Here is a 19,123-nt window from a genome sequence, read left to right as displayed (position 1 = left end):
CTCCTGCCCGGCGTACACGAGAGGTCGATCCGCGCCGGGTCGGCGAACTTCCACGTTCAATCCGCGCCGGGTCGCGGGACGCTAGACGCGGGTCTTGCCGCCAGGCGGACGCGGCCCTCCACCGGGCTCGACCGCGTGGCCGGCAGCGCGGCGCATGCGCGCAGCGCATCGGGTGAAGCCCGCGGTCCGAGCGCAGCGAGGACCGTGCGGCGAACCCGATCTGCGACGCGCTCGGCCCATCCAACTCAGATGTCGTTGGCGATCTCGTCGTCGATGTCGTCGCCCTCGTCGTAGCGCAGGTAGTGCACGGCCTCGGTCGGGTCTCCGTCGAACCCGAGGCGGCCCTTCTCCAGCACGAGCACCCGGTTGCACATCTTGATGACCGACTCCGGCGAGTGGCTGACATAGAACAGGGTGCGGCCGCTCTTGCGGATCTGGCGCATCCGCTTCATGCACTTGACCCGGAACGGCTTGTCGCCGACGGCGAGGACCTCGTCGGCGAGGAAGATGTCGGAGTCGACGTGGATCGCGATCGCGAAGCCGAGCCGGGCCTTCTGGCCCGACGAGTAGTGGCCGACCGGACCGTCGAGGGTGGGGCCGAGCTCGGCGAACTCGACGATGTCGTCGAACTTGCGGCGGATCTCCTGCTCGGTCATCCCGAGGATGGCGGCGTTGAGGTAGAGGTTCTCCCGACCGGTGAGCTGGTTGTGGAAACCGGCGCCGGTGGCGATCAGGCCGGCGATCCGTCCGCGGGTGAGGATCGAGCCCTCGTCGGGCTTCATCACGCCGTTGATCATCTTGAGCAGGGTGCTCTTGCCGGAGCCGTTGAGGCCCATGATGCCGATCGACTCGCCCTGCTCCACCGTGAAGGACACGTCATCGACGGCCTTGAAGGTCTCGGACGTCTGCCGCCCCTTCGCCTTGGCGACCGCGACCTCCTTGAAGGTGCGGTGGTAGCGGAGGGTGAAGTACTTGGTCGCGTTCTCCACGACGATCGATGCGGCCATCAGAGACGCTCCGGGATCTTGTTCTCGAGCCTGCTGAAGACGAACTGGGCGACGCACAGGATCAGCGCCGAGATGGCCACGATGATGACGCCGTTGAGCAGCAGATGGTCGGGCATCGCCGCGACGGCGACATGGTCGGGGTCGTCGACCGTGCCCACCCAGAACGCCCGCTGGAAGAGCAGGACGGCGTCGGCCAGCGGGTTGTAGAGGTAGTAGTGGGCGAATCGTCCGAAGCGGTCGTCGACCATCGCGTAGGAGTACATCATCGGCACGCCCCAACGCACGAAGTTGTTGAAGACGCTGACGATATTGCCGAAGTCGCTGAAGAAGACGTTCGCGGCGCTGAAGAACAACGCGCCCGCCAGGCCGAGCAGGCCGCAGATCAGCAGGCCGAGCAGGAGGGCGAGGAGATCCACCGGCTCGGGCGTCCACCCCGACAGGAAGGACGCCATGATCAGGATGACGATCTGCGGGAACACGTGGTAGAGCGAGACCAGCATCGTCGCGACGGGGAACATCTCCCGCGGCATGGCCATCTTCACGACCAGTGCCCGGTTGCGCACGATGGACCGGGTCCCCGCGCCGAAGGTCTCGGTGAAGAAGTGCACCACGGTCAGGCCTGCGAACAGGTGGATCGCGAAGTTCGGGATGTCGGCGTGCAGGTTGAAGATGAAGCCGACGACGAAGTAGTAGATGCAGAACTGCGTCAGCGGATTGATGTAGGACCAGATCAGGCCGAGGAAGGACCCCTGGTAGCGCGCGCTGATCTCGCGACGCACCAGCAGCTGGAGCAGGTAGCGGCGGCGCAGGACGCCGAGCAGACCGTTGTCGGAGGACGGCGGCCGCAGCGGCGGGAGGTCCGCCTCGTCGGGCGAGGTCGCGGTCATCGCTGCTCCCCCTCCGTCCACGGTGCGAAGGTCTTCTCCCACGTCTCCGGCGAGGTGATGTCGCCGAGCGCGGCACGGTACTGACCCGCGATCTCGTCCCAGTCGCGACGGAACCGGTTGTGGAGCTGGACGGTACGACGCACCAGCGCCTTGTAGCGCTCGCGGTCGCGCTGGTAGAGCGCTGCCGAGGTGCCGTCGTTCATCGACACGATCGCGGAGTCGAAACTCGCGATCCGGTACCACTTCGCGTCCATCGCGCGGATCTCCACCTCCGGGAACTCCCGGGAGAGGTCGCGCGGCCGCTTCAGCTGGCGGATCGGCGCGAGCCCGGCAGTGATCGCCTTCGAGAGGCGACCGGGGACGTCGCTGAGGTCCTTGCCCTTGCGGGGCGGCTTCTCGCGCCGGACCGGCGGGAAGTCGTCGGCGTCGGCATGCAGCTGGGCGTCGGTGAACTGCAAGCGGGCGGCGTTCACCTCGCCCAGCCGGGTGCCGAGCATCCCGTGCAGCCCGTGGGGTCCCGCGAGCACGTCCTCGAGCGCCTGGATCCGCAGCTCGACCGTGGAGTACTGCATCGACACGAGGTGGGCCAGGTCGAAGGCGAAGCTCTCCTGCAGCAGCCGACCGCCACGCGGGTAGCCGGAGTGCAGCAGGGCCGCGACGAACCGGTTGCGCTGGTGGAAGTAGGCCTGCCAGTCGAGGGCGTCGTTCTTGTCGGTCCACGGCACGTGCCAGACCGCGGCGCCCGGGAAGGTCACGGTCGGTACGCCGGCGGCCTTGGCGCGCAGGCCGTACTCGGAGTCGTCCCACTTGATGAACAGCGGCAGCGAGAGACCGATGTCCTCGAGCACCCGGCGCGGGATCATGCACATGAACCAGCCGTTGAAGTCGACGTCCTGACGCTTGTGCAGCCAGCGGGCCGAGCGCAGGTTGCGCGCGCCGAAGTCCCAGTCCTGGAAGCCGTCCTTGGGCGACATCCACCAGAACCGGTAGGGCTGGACGATCTCGCCGAAGCTGTGCAGCCGGCTCTTGGCGTAGAGGCTGAACATGTGGCCACCGACGATCGTGGGCCGCTTGGCCAGGTCGCCGAAGGTGACCGCGCGGATGATGCCCTCGGGCTCGCAGACGACGTCGTCGTCCATCATCATCGCGTACGTCGCGGTGCCCTTGCGGACCGACTCGAGCTGCCCGCGGGCGTAGCCGCCCGAGCCGCCGAGGTTGCCCTGCTGGAGCACGCGCAGCCGGCCGTCGAGGCCCGCCTCGGCGCCGGGGAAGAACTCGCTGTCGCGGACCAGCTGGCTGCCCTGCTCCATCACGAAGACCGTGTCGAGGTAGGGCAGCAGCTCGGCCGTGCCGAGCTGGCCGAGCAGCTTGGCGCAGAAGTCGGGCCGGTTCATCGTCGTGATGGCCAGGTCGACCGTGCCGTGCTCGACGCGGTCGGCGGGGACGGCGGCGGTCCACTCCGCGGACTCGACGGTCACGTCGCCGTGGCCGGCCACGACGTCGTACCAGTACCAGCCGCCGTCGATGAAGGGGCCGAGGGTGAGCTCGAAGGTCAGCGTGGTCGGGCCCTCGGCCTCGGTGACCCCGCTGTCGACCTTCTGCTGGCGGCCGTTGGCCATCGACTTGTTGACGATCACGGTCGCGCCGGAGCCGCGCACCGTCACGGTCAGCGTCACGGCCGTGACCACGCTCCACCGGCGCCAGTAGCTGGCCGGGAAGGCGTTGAAGTAGGTGCCGAACGACACCTTCTCGCCCGACGGCACCAGGACGGCGGTGCGGGACAGCACCTGGTCGGGGCGCACGGCGCGCCCGGTGGAGGTCTTCTGCCGGATCGAGGCGTTGTTGAGCTCCTTGGCCGCCCGCGAGCCGCCGACGACGTACTTGTCCTCGTCGAGGTTGGTCTCCTCGCAGTCGAGGTAGAGCGGCAGGACGTCGGGGTCGGTGTCGAGCGGCAGGATCTGGCGCTGCAGCAGCCGCTGCACGGTCGAGGTATCGCTCATGCGTCGACTCCGCCGCTCTTGAGCTCCGCGCCCTCGGCGAAGTGGGGCTTGAGCCGGTTGTCGTACATGGAGAGCGCCGAGGCGATCGCCATGTGCATGTCGAGGTACTTGTAGGTGCCGAGGCGACCGCCGAAGAGGACCATCGGCTCGCGCTCGGCGAGGTCGCGGTACTTCAACAACTTCTCGCGGTCCTCGGCGGTGTTGACCGGGTAGTACGGCTCGTCGGTGTCCTCCGCGAAGCGGCTGTACTCCCGGACGATGACCGTCCTGCCCGCGGGATAGCTCCGCTCCGGATGGAAGTGCTTGAACTCGTGGATCCGGGTGAAGTCGACGTCAGGGTCCGGGTAGTTCATGACTGCGCAGCCCTGGAAGTCGTCGACGTCGAGGACCTCAGGGACCAGGTCGACGGTGCGCCACGACAGGCGGCCCTCGCTGTTGGCGAAGTACTCGTCGACCGGGCCGGTGTAGACGATCGGGACCTTGCCCTTGTAGGTGTCGGCGACACCGGGGCTACGGAAGTCGGTGTCGAGCACCACCTCGATGTTGGGGTGGTCGGCCATCCGGGCCAGCCAGGCGGCGTACCCGTCGGTCGGCAGGCCCTCGTACTTGTCGTTGAAGTACCTGTTGTCGTAGGTGTAGCGCACCGGCAGCCGCGAGATGATGTCGGCCGAGAGCTCCTCGGGCGCCGTCTGCCACTGCTTGGCCGTGTAGTGGGCGATGAACGCCTCGTAGAGCGGGCGGCCGATGAGGGAGACGCCCTTCTCGACGAAGTTCTCCGGCTCCTTGTCACCCAGCTCGGCGGCCTGCTCCTTGATCAGCGCGCGCGCCTCGGCCGGCGTGTAGGCCGCGTCGAAGAACTGGTTGATCGTGCCGAGGTTGATCGGCAGCGGGTAGACCTGGGCGTTGTGCGTCGAGTAGACGCGGTGCTGGTAGCCGGTGAACGAGGTGAACCGGTTGACGTACTCCCACACCCGCTCGTTGCTCGTGTGGAACAGGTGCGCGCCGTACTTGTGCACCTCGATCCCGGTCTCCGGCTCGGGCTCGCTGTAGGCGTTCCCGCCCAGGTGGGAGCGGCGCTCGATCACCAGGACCTTCAGGTCGAGGTCGGCGGCGCAGCGCTCGGCGATCGTGAGACCGAAGAAGCCGGAGCCGACGACGACCACATCGGGGAGGCCGGAGTTCGACGAGGTGACAGACACGATCGGTCAGTTTACGGATGTTCCCCCGGCTTCCCCATTCGGACGCGCGGTCGGGTGCTGTCCGGCACCCGGTGGGCGTGACGCATATCCTGTTCTGGTGTACACGCACCAGACGACCGGACGCGGCGCGCCATCCTTCGCCCTCGCATGGCTCGCCGGACTCGGGCTGGCCGTTCTCACCGTGGTCTTCTCCCTCGTCGAGGACATCCCGATCCAGGACCCCGACAGCCTGATCCCGGGCTACATCCGGTTCCCCGCGATCGTGCTCGGCGCGATCGCCATCGACGTGGTCCCCCGCACGCTGCTCGCGGCCGGGCGCCCCCGCGGCGGCTGGCTGCGCCGGATCGGGAGCACCTTCCGCACGGTGCTGCGCGAGCGCTGGCCGTTGTCGCACTGGAAGTTCGCGCTCAACGGCGTCATCGCGTGGTACCTCTGCTACGCCGCCTTCCGCAACGTGAAGAGCATGGCGCCCTTCGTCCACGAGAAGATCTACGACGACCCGCTGGCCGACCTCGACAAGTTCCTCTTCGCCGGCCACGACCCGGCCGCGATCCTGCACGCGTGGTTCGGCACCGGCCTCGCCGCCCACTTCTTCTCGGCGGTCTACATCGTCTGGATCGCGCTGGTGCCGGTGTCGATCGCGATCGCCCTGGTCTGGACCCGGCACACCCGTGCCGGCGAGTGGTACGTCACAGCCGTCGCCGTCGACTGGGCGCTCGGCGCGGTCCTCTACGTCCTGGTCCCGACGGTCGGCCCGATCTACTCCGACCCCCGGACCTTCGCCGCGCTGCCCGACACCTACGTCAGCCGGCTGGCGAGCTCGATGTGGGACGACCGCGTGGCGGTCCTCGCCGACCCGGTCGGCGCGGGGACGCTGCAGACGATCGCGGCCTTCGCGTCGCTCCACGTCGGCATCATGATGACGATCTGCCTGATCGTGCAGCTGGTCAAGCTGGCCCGCTGGGTGCGGATCAGCGCCTGGACCTTCTTCGGCCTGACCGTGCTCGCCACCGTCTACCTCGGCTGGCACTTCTTCGTCGACGTGATCGCCGGGGCCGCGCTGGGCGCGTTCGCGGTCTGGATCGCGGGCATCGCCACCGGCAACCGGGTGGGCCTGCGCGCCCGGCTGGTGCCGGACCCGGTCAGCGTTCCGGCGGGGTCCGCATCGCCCGAGCATCCCGGAGCGCTCGCGACACGTTCCGTGCCTCGGCCCGACCACCCCGCAACGGACTGAGCGCGACGACCGCGAGCGCGATCAGCACCGGCTTGAGCCGCACGAGCAGGTTCTCGCCGTACCGGAAGTGCACGACGAACAGGTTGCGGTACATGTAGTACCCCTTCCAGCCGGCGAGGTCGTGCTGCTGGTCGAAGTCCAGCTGGCGCACGAGCACCGCGTCGCGCACGGCCCGGATCGGGAAGCCGGCGCGCCGGGCGCGGATCGCGAAGTCCACGTCGTCGTAGAAGATGAAGTACGACGCGTCGGGCAGGCCGATCCGGTCGATCACCGCGCGCCGGACCAGGAAGCCCTCGAAGGCGACGTTCTCGACCTCGACGGTCGCCGGCATCGCGGCCCGGCTGGGGTAGGTGGAGTCGATGCTGGCGGTCTTGGGCCGGATCGCCAGCGGGTTGCGCAGGTCGAAGCGGAGCGCCGCCTTCTCGACGAGTGCGCCGGACCGGTCCTCGCGGACCGCGATCAGGCAACACCCGTCCGCCTCCAGCAGCCGGGTCAGGCAGTCGGGGGCCGGGACCACGTCGTCGTCCATCAGCCACATGACGTCGTACCCCTGCTCGTAGGCCGTCCGCAGGCCGAGCCGGAAGCCACCCGCGCCGCCGAGGTTGTCGCCGGCGTGGATGGCGACCAGCCCGGGGAGGGTGCTCGCCCCGAGGACCTCGCGAGTGTGGTCGGTGCTGGCGTTGTCGACGACGAACACCGCGTCGGGAGCGCGGTCGAGCCCGGCCAGGCCCTCGAGCATCCCCCGCAGCAGATCGGCCCGGTTGTAGGTGACGACGACGACCGCGACCCGCTCGGCCCGCTCGCCGCTCACCGGAGGTACGTCCGGTGGCCGGTGAAGTCGCCCCGCAGGCCGGCGGCCGCGGCCCGCGCGCTCAGCGGGATCCGGCCCGGCTGCGGCTTGGTGAACAGGTAGAACCACACGGTCTTGAGCCAGAACAGCAGCACGTGCAGCCAGCCCCGGTAGGCGCGCAGGTTCAGCGTGTTGTTGCGGGCCATGCAGTAGTGCTTGAGGTCGCTCGGCGTGTGGTTGTACGTCGTGCGGCCGAACATCATCGGCGTCCCGAGGTCGTCGGTGGCCGGGTGGAGGAAGTGCGCGTCGACGACCGTGGCGATCCGGGCACCGGCCCGCTGGGCGCGCCAGAGGTACTCCACGTCGTCGCCCCAGATGAAGAACTCCTCGCGCGGGAGCCCGATCCGCTCGACGAGCTCGCGGGTGACGAGCACGCCGTTGAACGGGATCACGACGTCGTCGATCAGGCCGTCGCGCGCCGCGGCCTCGACCGCGGCCATCTCGTGGACGACGCGGGTGCCGCCGGGCAGCCGGATCGGGAAGCACAGCCGCGACGGGTCCTGCTCGGCCAGCACCGCCGGTCCGCAGAACTCCAGCCGGTCGCGCTCGACGCGCTCGAGCAGGAGGTCGAGGCAGTCGGGCGCCGGAAGGCCGTCGTCGTCCATCAGCCAGACCAGGTCCGCGCCCTCGCGGACCGCCCAGCCCAGGCCGTGGTGGAAGCCGCCCGCGCCACCGGTGTTGGTGGTCAGTGTCTCGTGCCCCACCCGCGGGTCGTCGAGGGCCACGAGCCACTCCCCCGTGCCGTCCGTCGAGGCGTTGTCGACGACCAGGATCCGCTCCAGGCCGGGGATCTCCTGCAGCCGCGGCACGAGCCGCTGCAGCATCGCCAGCCGGTTGAAGGTCACCACGACGGCCTGCACACGCACGGAGCAGACCCTATCCTCGGGCGATGGCGTTCACCGCAACCTCGCAGGCCGCGTCCGGGGACGACGACACGCCCCGGCTCTCCGACATCGGCCGCTACGGGCGCTTCCTGGTGCGCAGCATGTCCCAGCGGGCCCGGGCTGCGGACCAGCCGACGTTCCGCGCACTCATCGCCGAGCACCTGGGGGCGCCGCTCCACGAGCTCCCGGTCGTGCGGGAGCAGTGGGCGTCGTACGAGCAGGTCAACGTGCAGGGCGCGCTCGACGTCGTCCTCGCCGAGGACGGCGGGGCGCAGGTGGTCGGGATGACCGGGCACCGCCACCACGGCCCGTTCGGACTCGCCGAGCTGATCGGCGACGACCCCCGCCAGGCCCAGTACGGGCCGCGCCCGGGCAATGTCACCCGGACCGCACTGCCCAGCGGGCCCGGCGGCGCGACCCGCGAGTGCCTCCAGGCCGCCGTCGTCCTCCTCGGCAGCGGGACGACGGCGTGCGCGCTGCTCGTGCTCGGTCCCGACGACGAGAGCGGCCGGCACCAGGTCGCCGTCGAGCTCATCGCGGCGGACCCCGCCCGCGCCGAGGCGCTCGGGCGGCGGCTGCGGGACGAGGCACTGGCCCGCAACGTCTACCGCGGCCAGGTGGTGTCGTTCGGCGCGAGCATGTTCGGCGAGCGCGGCTCGCTGCTGCGCTTCCACGAGCGCCCGGCGATGACCCCCGAGGACCTGGTCCTGCCGCCGACGACCTTCGCCGACCTGCGCCGCCAGGTGGTCGGCGTGGCACGCAACAGTGCCCGGCTCCGGGCGGCGGGCCAGCACCTCAAGCGCGGGCTCCTGGTCTACGGCCCGCCGGGCGTCGGCAAGACCCACTCGGTGCGCTACCTGATCAGCGAGCTGACCGACACCACCGTCGTCGAGCTGACCGGGGACACCCTGCCCGCCATCCGCGAGGCCTGCTCGATCGCCCGCGCCCTGCAGCCGTCGATGATCGTGGTCGAGGACGTCGACCTGATCGCCGAGGAGCGCGGCCACTACGGCGGCGAGAGCCCGCTGCTGTTCACCCTGCTCAACGAGATGGACGGCCTCGACGAGGACGCCGACGTCGTCTTCCTGCTCACCACCAACCGCGCCGACCTGCTCGAGCCCGCGCTCGCCTCCCGCCCCGGCCGGGTCGACCAGGCGGTGCGCATCGACCTGCCCGACCGGGAGTCGCGGCGCCGGCTGGTCGAGCTCTACCGGGGCGCCCTCGACGTCGACCTGAGCCGGCTCGACGACGTCCTCGACCGCACCGACCAGGTCACCGCGTCGTTCCTCAAGGAGTTGCTGCGCCGCGCCGCAGTGGTGGCCGCCGAACGCATCCCGGCGGACGAGGGAGCGCTGCGGGTCGACGCCGACGACCTCGACGCCGCGCTCGACGATCTGCTCGACACCCGCAACCAGATGACCCGAGCGGTGCTGGGCTACGGCGGCGAGGCCGGGGCGGCGGACTCCTAGCCCACGTCTCAGAGATCGTCGCCCGACAGCAGGGCGTCGGGGTCCAGCCGGGGCGGGACGGCGGCGAGCGCGGCCTGGACCAGGGCCGTGCGGGCCTTCACCTCGACCGCGCGCCGCAGTCGGCCGCGGCCCTTCGCCACGAGACCGTCGACGACCTCGGCGACCACCCGGTCGTCGTACGTGGGGCGGGTGCCGGGGGCGACGTCGACGTCGGGGAGAGCCACGAGGACGGGCAGCACCTGGTCGCCGAGCGCGTCGAGGACCTTGAAGCGCTGGTAGCGGTCCATCTGGTCCCACGCGGTGTCGACGTCGACCCCGCGCTTGCGGAGGCGGCGGTCGGCCGCCAGGACCACCTTGGCCGCGCCCGCGAGGGCGGCGGTCAGCTCGTGCTCGGTGAAGCGCATGCCGCTAGCCAACCCCACCGACCCTGGCACTGTCTCGTCGGCGCGTCCCGTTACGGTGGCCCCGTGGACACCTCCGCCGTGCTGACCCTGCTCCAGGACGTCGCCGCGGAGGTGATCAACCCCCGCTTCCGGGCCCTGGCCGACGAGCAGGTCACGGAGAAGAACCCCGGCGACCTGGTGACGGTGGCCGACCACGAGTCGGAGGCCCTGATCACCGCCGCGCTGCAGGCCGCCTATCCCGACGCGCTGGTGCTCGGCGAGGAGGCGATGAGCGCCGACCCGTCCCTGCTCGACCGGTTCACCGCCGCCGACCACGCCTTCACCGTCGACCCGGTCGACGGCACCAAGAACTTCGTCAACGGCTCCCCCGACCACGCGGTGATGGTGGCCGAGGTGCGTGGCGGCGAGGTGACCCGGGGCTGGATCTGGCAGCCCCAGCACGCCACGTCGTACGCCGCCGAGCGTGGCGCCGGCGCGTGGCGCGACGGTGAGCGGCTGACCGTCTCCGCTCCGAGCGCCACCACGCCCTTCCGCACCGCCCGTCGGTCGTGGGTGGGCCGTGAGCTCGGCGCCCTCGGGACCCTGGAGCTGACCTGGGCCTGCTGCGGGGTGGACTATCCGCACCTGATCGCCGGCGACGCCCGCGCCCTGGTCTACAGCCGCAGCATGCCGTGGGACCACCTCCCCGGCGCGCTGATCCTCACCGAGGCCGGCGGTGTCATCGGCCGGCACGACGGGGGTCCGCTGGTCCCCCGGGGGCTGGCCGGCGGGATCGTCGCGGCACCCGACCGGGCGACGTACGACGCCGCGGTGGCCGCCCTCGGCGCGCCCGCCTGGTAGCGGCGAGCGGTCAGCAGGCCGCGGCGACGTCGTCGGTCTCGTTGGCCTTGTAGCCCTCGTTGCGCGAGCCCAGCGAGCCGCCGGTGACGGTACCTGCGTCGTCCTGGTCGCCCGCCTGCTCGTCGGCGCCCTTGCCCTCGCTCGCGGGCGCGTCGCCGGCCGACTTCTCGTCGTCGGCCTTGTGTTCGGCCTTGCCGCTGCCCTTCTTGGCGGCCTTCAGGTCGCCCTCGGCCTTGTCGATCGCGTCGCTGACCATCTGCTGGACCAGATCGATGTCGGGCCGCGCGGTGTCGATCCGCGGGGGCACGAGGGAGACCGAGGAGATCTTCTGGGTCCGGGCGCGCAGGGCGAGCTGGACGAAGTCGCTGAGCGCGCCGCCGGGGATGTCGGTCTGGATCATCGCGCTGGACGCCTGGGCGATCTCCTGGAAGTTGGTGAGCGCCTGGGCCGGGCTCACCTGGGAGACGAGGGCCGAGAACACACACTTCTGGCGCGCCATCCGCGAGTAGTCGTCGGACCCCTCGCGGGCCCGCGCGTACCAGAGGGCGTCGTGGCCGTCGAGCTTGCGCTCGCCGGGCTCGATGTAGCCGGTGACGTCCTTGCCGAGGCCGCCGACGGGGATCCGCTGACGGACGTTGAGGGTGACTCCGCCGAAAGCGTCGACCAGCCGCTCGAAGCCGCGCATGTTGACCATCACCCAGTAGTTCATGTCGAGGCCGGTGATCCCCTCGATGGCCGACACCGTGGCGTCGATGCCCGGCGTCTCGGAGTCCTGGAACAGGTCGGTGTGGTCGCCCACCCAGGTGCTGACGCCGTTGAGATAGCAGCCGTCGCAGTCGAAGCCCTCGGGGAACTGCTCGTCCATCACGCTGCCCTTGCGGAACGGGAAGTTCTGCATGTTGCGCGGCAGGCCGATCATCACGGTGCGGCCGGTCGTGGCGTCGACGGACGCGACGGTCATCGAGTCGGTGCGCAGGCCCCAGCGGTCGTTGCCGGAGTCACCGCCGATGAGCAGGATGTTGTAGCGCCCGCCGTGCGCGCTGCCGAGGTCACCGTCCGCGAACATGGTCAGCCACTCGCGCTGGGCGGCGGCGAGGTGGGCGCCGAAGAGCATCGTGCCGGCGACGGAGAAGCAGAGGATGCCGTTGACGCCGACGACCGCGCGGCGGTGCGGGAGCCGCAGGCTGAGCGGCTGGCCGATCCGCCAGGCGTCGACGAAGAGCGCGGCCCAGCAGACCGCGCCGACGATGAGGTAGAGCCGGATGACGAGCATCACGGTCGGGCTGAACGCGAGGGACAGCGCGAAGCCGTTGTCGAACCAGCTCCAGGCGGCGACGACGAGGAGGGTGCCGAGCGACGCCAGCCAGAGCCGTACGGCGAGGCGGCCGATCGCCCGGTTGCCCGCGATCAGCTGCGCGGAGCCGGGCACGACCAGCGTGAACGCCATCAGGGTCAGTGCCCGGCGGAACCGCACCCGGGCGGCGCGGTCGTCGACGGGGGTCCTGTCCTGCACCCGCCCAGTATCACCAGTCACACGCGTCACTCCGGTGGCGACGCGCCGCGACCCCTCAGGCTGCGGCGACCGATCCGGCCAGCCGGGCGATCTCGTCGGCCGAGGCGTTGGCGCCGGTGCAGACCACGGCGACCGGCGCCGTGTCGTCCGCCGGGCCCCCGCTCGCGACGGCACCGGCCAGCGACGCCGCGCCGGCCCCCTCGGCGAGCGTGTGCGCACAGGTGGCCAGCAGCCGCGCGGCGGCGTCGATCGCGTCGTCGTCGACGAGCACGAAGTCGTCGAGGCGATCGCGCAGGACCGCCTGGGTGCGCGGGTACCCGGTCGTGGTGGCCAGCCCGGCCGCACGGGTCGTCGCGGGCGCGGTCTCGATCGAGCCGGCGCGCCAGGAGCGCCAGCCGGCCGGCGCCGCCGCCGACTGGACGCCGACGACCCGGCACCGCGGGGCGAGCGCGTCGCGCACCAGGCACGCGCCGGCGGCGCCGGTGCCGCTGCCGACGGGGACGTAGAGGGTGCACAGGTCGGGCGCCTGGCCGAACAGCTCGAGGTACGCCGTCGCGTGGCCCAGCACGATCCGCTCGTCGGTCGGACAGACGAAGGACGCGCCCGTCTCGGCCGCCAGCGCGCGGGCGTGCTCGCCGGCCTCGCCCAGGCTGGCGCCGACGAGGACCACCTCGGCGCCCAGGGCCCGGACCGCCTCGCGCTTGGCCGCGGGGGCGCTCGCGGGCATCACGATCGTGGCGCGGACGTCGGCCAGCCGGGCGCCGTACGCGACGGACTGCGCGTGGTTGCCCGTCGAGCAGGTGACCAGCCCGTGCGCGCGCTCGGCGTCGCTCAGCCGGGCGGCGAGGTGAACCCCGCCCCGCACCTTGAAGGCGCCGGTCGGCAGCACGTTCTCGTGCTTGACCAGGACCGGGCGGTCCAGCGCCCGGTCGAGCAGCGGATGGGACTGCAGCGGGGTCGCGGGCAGCTCGCGGGCCACGATCTCGGCGGCGGCCACGACCCCCTCGAAGGTCAGCTCGGTACGCGCCATGGGTCCATCCTCGACGAGCCGACACCCATCGGTCCAATAGTTCCTTTCAGGCCAACCAATCGACGTTGTCGATAAGATGGCGGGATGATCGACCTGCGCCGGCTCGAGGCCCTCGTGGCCGTCCACCGCACCGGCTCCGTGTCGGCGGCGGCGGTCGCGCTCCACTACGGACAGCCGACCATCTCCCACCACCTGCGCCGACTCGAGGCGGAGACCGGCGCCGTGCTGCTCCAGCGGGTCGGACGCGGCGTCCGGCTCACCCCCGAGGGCGAGCGGCTGGCCCGCCGCGGCGAGGAGATCCTCGGCCTGCTGGCCCGCGCCGAGGCGGAGCTCGCGGCGGCCACCAGCCTCCAGTCGGGCCGGGTCCGGCTCGCTGCCTTCCCGTCAGGCGCGGCGACGCTCGTCCCGGACGCGCTCGCCCTGCTCGCGACCCGTCATCCCGGCATCGAGCTCGACCTCGTGGAGGCCGAGCCACCCGAGGCGCACGAGCTGCTGCGCGCGGGCGAGATCGACCTCGCCCTCACCTTCGCCTACCCCGATCAGCCCGAGCCGGAGCAGATCACCGTCGTCCCCGTCGTCGACGATCCGCTCTACCTGGTCACCCCGGCCGACCGCGCTCCCGAGGGGACCGTCGACCTCGCCGACTACGCCGCCACCGGCTGGGTCACCGGCTGCGAGCGCTGCCGCCGCGAGCTGCTCAGCCTGTGCGCGGACGCCGGGTTCACACCCGCGATCGCGTTCGCGAGCGACGACTACGTCGCCGTCCAGTCGCTCGTGGCCAGCGGGCTCGGGGTCAGCGTGCTGCCCGGCCTGGCGCTGCGCGCGCACCAGCACCGCGACGTCGTACGACGTCCGCTGGCCGCGCACCGCCGCGTCCAGCTCTCGACCTACGGCGCTCCCCCGCGCCCGGCGGCGGTCGACGCCGTCGCGGCGGCGCTCACCGAGGTCGCGCTGCGCCCGGACTGATCAGGGCCGGGCGCGCAGCGCCTCGATCTCCTGACGCCGGGCGAGCCGGTGCGCGCGGCGTACCTCGGCCTCGTGCATCCGGCGACGGTCCTCATCGGTCTCCGGCTCCAGCGCGGGCACCGGCCGGCCGCGGCCGGCCGCGTCGACGGCCACGAACACGAAGTGCGCCGAGCCGACGTGCAGCACCTCGCCCGCCGCGTCCCAGGGCTCGGTCTCGATGCGGACGCCGATCTCCATCGAGGACGTGCCGACCCAGTTGACCTGGCCGAAGGTCCGGATGATGTCGCCCACCCGGACCGGCTCCAGGAACGCCATCTCGTCGAGGGCGGCCGTCACCGCCGGACCGCCGCTGTGCCGCTGCGCCACGACCCCGGCGGTGGAGTCGGCCAGTTTGACCACCTCACCGCCGTGGATGTTGCCCAGCAGGTTGGCCTGGGCGCGCGAGGTCAGCGTGGCCAGCTCGATGCGGGAGTACGACGGCGTGCGTGCCGCGACGATTTCGCTCACGGGCTGACGGTAGCGTCATGCGTATGGCAGGGCGTGGCGGCGGCACCGGCGACTCCGGGGACGAGGAGTTCGACTGGATATACGGCCCGTCCCGCGGCGGGTCCGACCCCGAGCCCACGCGGCGGATCCCGGTCCAGCGCCGCCCCGGGGCCGCGCCGCCCCCGCCGACCCGGCTGCGTGCGGAGCAGTACGCCGGCTCGGCCGAGCCCGCCGGCCGCCGCCCGGCACCCACGCCTCCCGGTCCGCCCGGTCCGCCCGTGCCGCCCGTGCCGCCCGTGCCGCCGCGCCGGGCGCCGGGCCGCAGCCGGTGGTCACGCCCGCGCACCTACGTCCGGCTGGTGCTGCTCGCCCTCGCACTGTGGCTGGCGTACACCGTGGCGGTGCCGTTCGTGGCCTGGAACCGGGTCGACAAGGTCGACTTCGAGCCGAGCGCCGAGCGTCCGCCCGAGCAGCCCGGCACGACGTACCTCCTCGTCGGCAGCGACTCGCGGGCCGGCCTGTCGCCGGAGGAGCGCAAGAAGCTCCACACCGGCGATGCCGCCTCGGAGCTGACCGACACGATCCTGCTCCTGCACACCGGCGACGGCCCGACGACCCTGGTGTCGATCCCCCGCGACTCGCCGCTGAACATCCCGGGGTTCGGGGTCAGCAAGGTCAACTCGGCCTATGCCAAGGGCGGGACGCCGCTGCTGGTGCAGACCCTGGAGAACGCGACCGGCCTGCGGGTCGACCAGTACGTCGAGATCGGCTTCGGCGGTCTCGTCGGCGTCGTCGACGCGGTCGGCGGGATCGAGATCTGCCCGAAGCAGCGGATCAAGGACAAGGACTCCGGCCTCAACGTGAAGAAGGGCTGCCAGGAGGTCGACGGGGCGACCGCGCTGGCGTACTCCCGGGCCCGCAAGTACAGCCCGATCTCCGACCTGGCGCGGGTCCAGCAGCAGCGCGAGGTGATCGCCGCGGTGGGCGACAAGGTGCTCTCCCCCTGGTCGGTGCTCAACCCGTTGCGCTGGTGGGGCCTGAACAGCTCGGTCCCCGACTTCTTCCGCTTCGGCGACAGCACCGGCCCCGTCGACGCCGGGAAGTGGGCGCTGGCCATGACGAAGGTGAAGAAGTCCTGCACCGTGCCCCTGGCCCGCGCCGACACCACGTGGGACGGGCCCCGCGCCGAGCAGCTGTTCGGCAAGATCGCCGAGGACCGGACCGGCGACATCACCGAGGATCTCTGCACGGCCACCGGTCTCGCCCGCTGACCAGCACGATTCGGAGGACACCTGTGTACGAGACCCTGACCTGGCAGGTCGACGACGACGGCATCGCGACGCTGACCCTGCACCGGCCGGACGCACTCAACGCCTTCGACCTGACCATGGCCCGGGAGCTGCTGCAGGTCTTCCTCACCGACGCGCGCGACGACGCGGTCCGCGCCGTCGTCGTGACCGGCGCCGGCCGCGCCTTCTGCGCCGGCATGGACCTCTCCGCCGAGGGCAACGTGTTCGGTCTCGACGAGTCCCTCTCCCCCACGCCCGAGGAGTTCCGGGCGGCGTACGACGAGCCGCCGTTCGCCGACGGCATCCGGGACACCGGCGGCAAGATCACCTTGGCGATCCACGCGCTGCCGAAGCCGGTGATCGCCGCGATCAACGGGCCGGCGGTCGGCATCGGCGCCACCATGACGCTCGCCATGGACCTGCGCCTGGCCTCGACGAAGGCCAGGATCGGGTTCGTGTTCGGGCGGCTCGGCATCGTGCCCGAGGCCTGCTCGTCGTGGTTCCTGCCGCGCATCGTCGGCATCCAGCAGGCCCTGGAGTGGGTCTACTCCGCCGACATCCTCACCGCTGAGCAGGCCCACGCCGGCCGGCTGGTGCGCAGCCTGCACGAGCCCGACGAGCTGCTGCCCGCGGCGTACGAGCTGGCCCGGTCGTTCGTGACCGACCGCTCCCCGGTCGCCCTCGGCCTGGCCAAGCGGCTGCTCTACCGCAACAGCGCGGCCGCGGACCCGCTGGAGGCGCACCTCACCGACTCGCTGGCGATGTTCTGGACCTCGATCGGCGACGGCAAGGAGGGCGTCGCGGCGTTCCTGGAGAAGCGGGTGCCGCGGTTCACCGGCAAGGCCTCGGAGCTGCCCCCCATCGAGTGAGCGCGTGGCTCACATCGCCATGAACAGGATCTCCTCACGGCTGTACTCCCGGCCCGGGTGCTCGGCCGCGAGGTGCGCCTGCACCTTGTCGACCAGCTCGTCGTCGGTGTCGGCGCGCAGGGTGGTGTCGCAGGGGCAGCGCAGCGAGGGCATGGTGACCTCCGGGGACGGGGAACGGGAACGCGTTCCAGTTTAGCCTCGGGACTTCAGGCGGCGCGGCGTCCCGGGTTAGCCTCGGCGCGATGCTGCAGATCCCGGGAGCCCCCGTCCGCCGCGCCCTCGTCGCACTCCTGGCCGTCCTCGCGCTCCTGGCGCTGGCCGGCTGTCGTGCCCAGGAGTCGCCGAGCGCCGAGTCGGGTCCCGAGCCGCCGAGTCCCACGCCGAGCGCCACGACCGCGCCGCCCTCGGCCGCGCCATCGACGACCGCGCCGCCACCCGCGACACCGCCGACGCCGCCCGCGCCACCGCCGCGGCGCACGTACCGGCCCGACAAGGAGGTCTGGCAGCGGGCCCAGCCCGCGCACGCGCAGAACCGGCACAACCCGCTCGCCGAGCGGCGCTGGGGCGTCTACCGCGGTGGCCTCGAGCAGACCTGGACCGCCTACCAGGGTGCCGGCGGCGACACCCGGCAGCAGCTGGGCCGGATCGCGCTGCGCCCGAAGTCGCTGTGGCTCGGCACCTGGAGCGGCTCCCCGGAGCAGATCGGCTCCGTGGTGCGCGAGTACGTCGAGAACGCCTCCGGCGGCGACCCGAAGGTCCTCGTCCAGCTCGCGGTCTTCCGGATGGATCCCTGGGAGCACGCCGTGTGCAACCGCACGCCCTCGGCCGGCGCCCAAGACGCCTACCGGCGCTGGATCACCAACGCCGCCCGGGCTCTGGGCCGTCAGCATGCCGCGGTGATCCTGCAGCCGGACCTGCCGTTCTGGTGGTGCTCGAACCGCGCGGTGACCAGCGCGCTGATCAAGCACGCGGTCAACGCCTTCTCCGCGCAGCCGCACACCAGCGTCTATCTCGACGCCGGTGCGGCCGACTGGAGCAGCACGCCCCAGGTGGGCGTGCCACGCGCCTCCCAGGCGGCCGACCTGCTACTGGCCAACGGCATCGCGGACGCCCGCGGCTTCGCACTCAACGCCACCCACTACGTCGGCACCGAGGAGAGCGTCGCCTACGGCGCCGAGCTGGTCCGGATCCTCCGGGAGCGTGGGGTGAAGGGCGTCCACTTCGTCGTCGACACGGCCCAGAACGGCAACGGCATGACCTGGCCCGAGGTCGACGCCGAAGGCCCCGTCAACGACAACGCGCGCGTGTGCGGCTCGGCCGCGGACCGCCGGGGCTGCGTCACCCTCGGCATCCCGCCGACCTCGCGGGTCGGCGATCCACGCTGGGACCTGTCCGCCGAGACGACCCGCGACGCGAAGCGCCACGTCGACGGCTTCTTGTGGTTCAGCCGGCCCTGGCTCCACATGCAGGCCAATTGGCGCGGCCCGACCCGCGCGCTCGGGATGGCCCGCAGCACCACCTGGTTCGCCCCGTAGCCCCCAATTGCACCGACCCGTCGCGTTCAAACGCGACGGGTCGGTGCTTCTCAGACGTTCAGATGCGCCGGGTCGATCAGGCGGCCGCGGCGATGCGGCGGCGACCGTAGCTGACGCCGCCGGCGCCCGCGACGAGCAGACCGCCACCGAGGAGCAGCCAACCGAGGTCCGGGCCGCCGGTGTTGGGCAGGCCGGCGCCCTGGTCGCCGCCTCCGCCACCGCTGCCGTTGTCGTCGTCAGCGGCGACCCGGAAGGTCTGGGTGGAGCCGGAGGAGGGCAGGAAGAGGGCGGCGTCGTCGGGCGTCAGCGCCGCGGTCGCGACGTACCTGCCCTTGGGCAGGCGCGGGCCCTCGACCCGGACCGGCCGGTCCACGAAGTGCACCGTGGTGCTGAACACCGGCGCCGCGACCAGCGCCCGGGCACCGCGCGCGGCGGTGCCTCCGGTCGCCAGGGTGATGGCGATATTGCCGGCCGGCGGCGTCGGATGGTTGGCGCTGGCACTGACCTCCAGCACGACCGGCTTGCCCGCCTCGTTGGCGATCACCTTGATGGTGGTGACGGTCGGGATCTTGGGTGTGTAGCCGTCGGCCTGAGCGGGCGTCGACGGTGCGACGGCGAATGCCGCGGTGAGCATGGCGAGCGCAGCCAGCTTCTTGAGCAC

Annotated in this window: 19 protein-coding genes; 7 read left to right on the top strand and 12 right to left on the bottom strand. The window is 71.8% G+C overall.

The genetic code is table 11. The annotated features are described in order from the left end of the window. Positions 1-245: 245 nt before the first annotated feature. From QJ852_08370 to glf, 4 genes are read right to left on the bottom strand one after another with little or no spacing between them, the layout of a single operon-like run. On the bottom strand, positions 246-1,007 hold the full coding sequence (locus tag QJ852_08370; protein ID WGX98453.1) for an ABC transporter ATP-binding protein: 762 nt from the start codon (positions 1,005-1,007) through the stop codon (positions 246-248). Then, positions 1,007-1,894 (bottom strand): ABC transporter permease, encoded by an 888-nt coding sequence (locus QJ852_08365; protein WGX98452.1) that lies wholly within the window; start codon positions 1,892-1,894, stop codon positions 1,007-1,009. The genes QJ852_08370 and QJ852_08365 overlap by 1 nt, the downstream gene beginning before the upstream one ends. Then, complete coding sequence (locus QJ852_08360; protein ID WGX98451.1) at positions 1,891-3,894, bottom strand: glycosyltransferase; 2,004 nt, start codon at positions 3,892-3,894, stop codon at positions 1,891-1,893. Before QJ852_08360 ends, QJ852_08365 begins: the two co-directional genes overlap by 4 nt. Next, positions 3,891-5,093, bottom strand: a complete 1,203-nt coding sequence (gene glf, locus QJ852_08355; GenBank protein ID WGX98450.1) for a UDP-galactopyranose mutase — start codon at positions 5,091-5,093, stop codon at positions 3,891-3,893. The genes QJ852_08360 and glf overlap by 4 nt, the downstream gene beginning before the upstream one ends. Before the next feature lie 97 nt (positions 5,094-5,190). Here glf and QJ852_08350 point away from each other — a divergent pair, with 97 nt between their 5' ends. Next, on the top strand, positions 5,191-6,327 hold the full coding sequence (locus QJ852_08350) for a phosphatase PAP2 family protein (GenBank protein WGX98449.1): 1,137 nt from the start codon (positions 5,191-5,193) through the stop codon (positions 6,325-6,327). On the opposite strand, the gene QJ852_08345 is transcribed toward QJ852_08350, so the two are convergent. Both QJ852_08345 and QJ852_08340 read right to left on the bottom strand, forming a co-directional pair. Further along, positions 6,236-7,138: a glycosyltransferase family 2 protein gene (locus QJ852_08345; GenBank protein WGX98448.1), complete on the bottom strand. Its 903-nt coding sequence runs from the start codon at positions 7,136-7,138 to the stop codon at positions 6,236-6,238. The two genes, QJ852_08350 and QJ852_08345, sit on opposite strands and share 92 nt — an antisense overlap. Beyond that, positions 7,135-8,043 carry a glycosyltransferase family 2 protein gene (locus QJ852_08340; GenBank protein WGX98447.1) on the bottom strand — a complete coding sequence of 303 codons (909 nt, stop codon included), beginning with the start codon at positions 8,041-8,043 and terminating at the stop codon, positions 7,135-7,137. The genes QJ852_08345 and QJ852_08340 overlap by 4 nt, the downstream gene beginning before the upstream one ends. Before the next feature lie 23 nt (positions 8,044-8,066). Between QJ852_08340 and QJ852_08335 the strand changes: the two genes are divergently transcribed. Then, a complete protein-coding gene (locus QJ852_08335; GenBank protein WGX98446.1) occupies positions 8,067-9,530 on the top strand; it encodes an ATP-binding protein in 1,464 nt (487 codons plus the stop codon). A gap of 8 nt (positions 9,531-9,538) precedes the next feature. Here QJ852_08335 and QJ852_08330 read toward each other — a convergent pair whose 3' ends face one another. After that, positions 9,539-9,934 carry a hypothetical protein gene (locus QJ852_08330; protein WGX98445.1) on the bottom strand — a complete coding sequence of 132 codons (396 nt, stop codon included), beginning with the start codon at positions 9,932-9,934 and terminating at the stop codon, positions 9,539-9,541. A gap of 63 nt (positions 9,935-9,997) precedes the next feature. Here QJ852_08330 and QJ852_08325 point away from each other — a divergent pair, with 63 nt between their 5' ends. After that, complete coding sequence (locus QJ852_08325; GenBank protein WGX98444.1) at positions 9,998-10,774, top strand: inositol monophosphatase; 777 nt, start codon at positions 9,998-10,000, stop codon at positions 10,772-10,774. Positions 10,775-10,784: 10 nt separating this feature from the next. Here QJ852_08325 and QJ852_08320 read toward each other — a convergent pair whose 3' ends face one another. Together QJ852_08320 and QJ852_08315 are read right to left on the bottom strand one after the other, a co-directional pair. Beyond that, positions 10,785-12,287 carry an LCP family protein gene (locus QJ852_08320; GenBank protein WGX98443.1) on the bottom strand — a complete coding sequence of 501 codons (1,503 nt, stop codon included), beginning with the start codon at positions 12,285-12,287 and terminating at the stop codon, positions 10,785-10,787. 55 nt (positions 12,288-12,342) lie between these two features. After that, the gene (locus tag QJ852_08315; protein WGX98442.1) at positions 12,343-13,317 is read right to left on the bottom strand and encodes a pyridoxal-phosphate dependent enzyme; all 975 of its coding nucleotides are present in this window, start codon (positions 13,315-13,317) and stop codon (positions 12,343-12,345) included. An 84-nt stretch (positions 13,318-13,401) separates the two neighbouring features. Between QJ852_08315 and QJ852_08310 the strand changes: the two genes are divergently transcribed. Beyond that, positions 13,402-14,283, top strand: a complete 882-nt coding sequence (locus tag QJ852_08310; protein ID WGX98441.1) for a LysR family transcriptional regulator — start codon at positions 13,402-13,404, stop codon at positions 14,281-14,283. Here QJ852_08310 and QJ852_08305 read toward each other — a convergent pair whose 3' ends face one another. After that, positions 14,284-14,790: an acyl-CoA thioesterase gene (locus QJ852_08305; protein ID WGX98440.1), complete on the bottom strand. Its 507-nt coding sequence runs from the start codon at positions 14,788-14,790 to the stop codon at positions 14,284-14,286. 257 nt (positions 14,791-15,047) lie between these two features. Here QJ852_08305 and QJ852_08300 point away from each other — a divergent pair, with 257 nt between their 5' ends. Both QJ852_08300 and QJ852_08295 read left to right on the top strand, forming a co-directional pair. Next, on the top strand, positions 15,048-16,040 hold the full coding sequence (locus QJ852_08300) for an LCP family protein (GenBank protein ID WGX98439.1): 993 nt from the start codon (positions 15,048-15,050) through the stop codon (positions 16,038-16,040). A 23-nt stretch (positions 16,041-16,063) separates the two neighbouring features. Then, positions 16,064-16,927: a crotonase/enoyl-CoA hydratase family protein gene (locus QJ852_08295; GenBank protein WGX98438.1), complete on the top strand. Its 864-nt coding sequence runs from the start codon at positions 16,064-16,066 to the stop codon at positions 16,925-16,927. A 9-nt stretch (positions 16,928-16,936) separates the two neighbouring features. On the opposite strand, the gene QJ852_08290 is transcribed toward QJ852_08295, so the two are convergent. Continuing rightward, on the bottom strand, positions 16,937-17,080 hold the full coding sequence (locus tag QJ852_08290; protein WGX98437.1) for a DUF1059 domain-containing protein: 144 nt from the start codon (positions 17,078-17,080) through the stop codon (positions 16,937-16,939). 89 nt (positions 17,081-17,169) lie between these two features. Here QJ852_08290 and QJ852_08285 point away from each other — a divergent pair, with 89 nt between their 5' ends. Next, on the top strand, positions 17,170-18,462 hold the full coding sequence (locus QJ852_08285; protein WGX98436.1) for a glycoside hydrolase family 6 protein: 1,293 nt from the start codon (positions 17,170-17,172) through the stop codon (positions 18,460-18,462). Between the two features lie 76 nt (positions 18,463-18,538). Here QJ852_08285 and QJ852_08280 read toward each other — a convergent pair whose 3' ends face one another. Further along, positions 18,539-19,123 carry an LPXTG cell wall anchor domain-containing protein gene (locus tag QJ852_08280; protein WGX98435.1) on the bottom strand — a complete coding sequence of 195 codons (585 nt, stop codon included), beginning with the start codon at positions 19,121-19,123 and terminating at the stop codon, positions 18,539-18,541.

The sequence above is a fragment of the Nocardioides sp. L-11A genome (assembly GCA_029961745.1).
In the GTDB taxonomy this organism is placed as follows: domain Bacteria; phylum Actinomycetota; class Actinomycetes; order Propionibacteriales; family Nocardioidaceae; genus Nocardioides.
The sequence above is the reverse complement of the archived record's forward strand: the minus strand, read 5'-3'. Positions and strand labels throughout refer to the sequence as shown.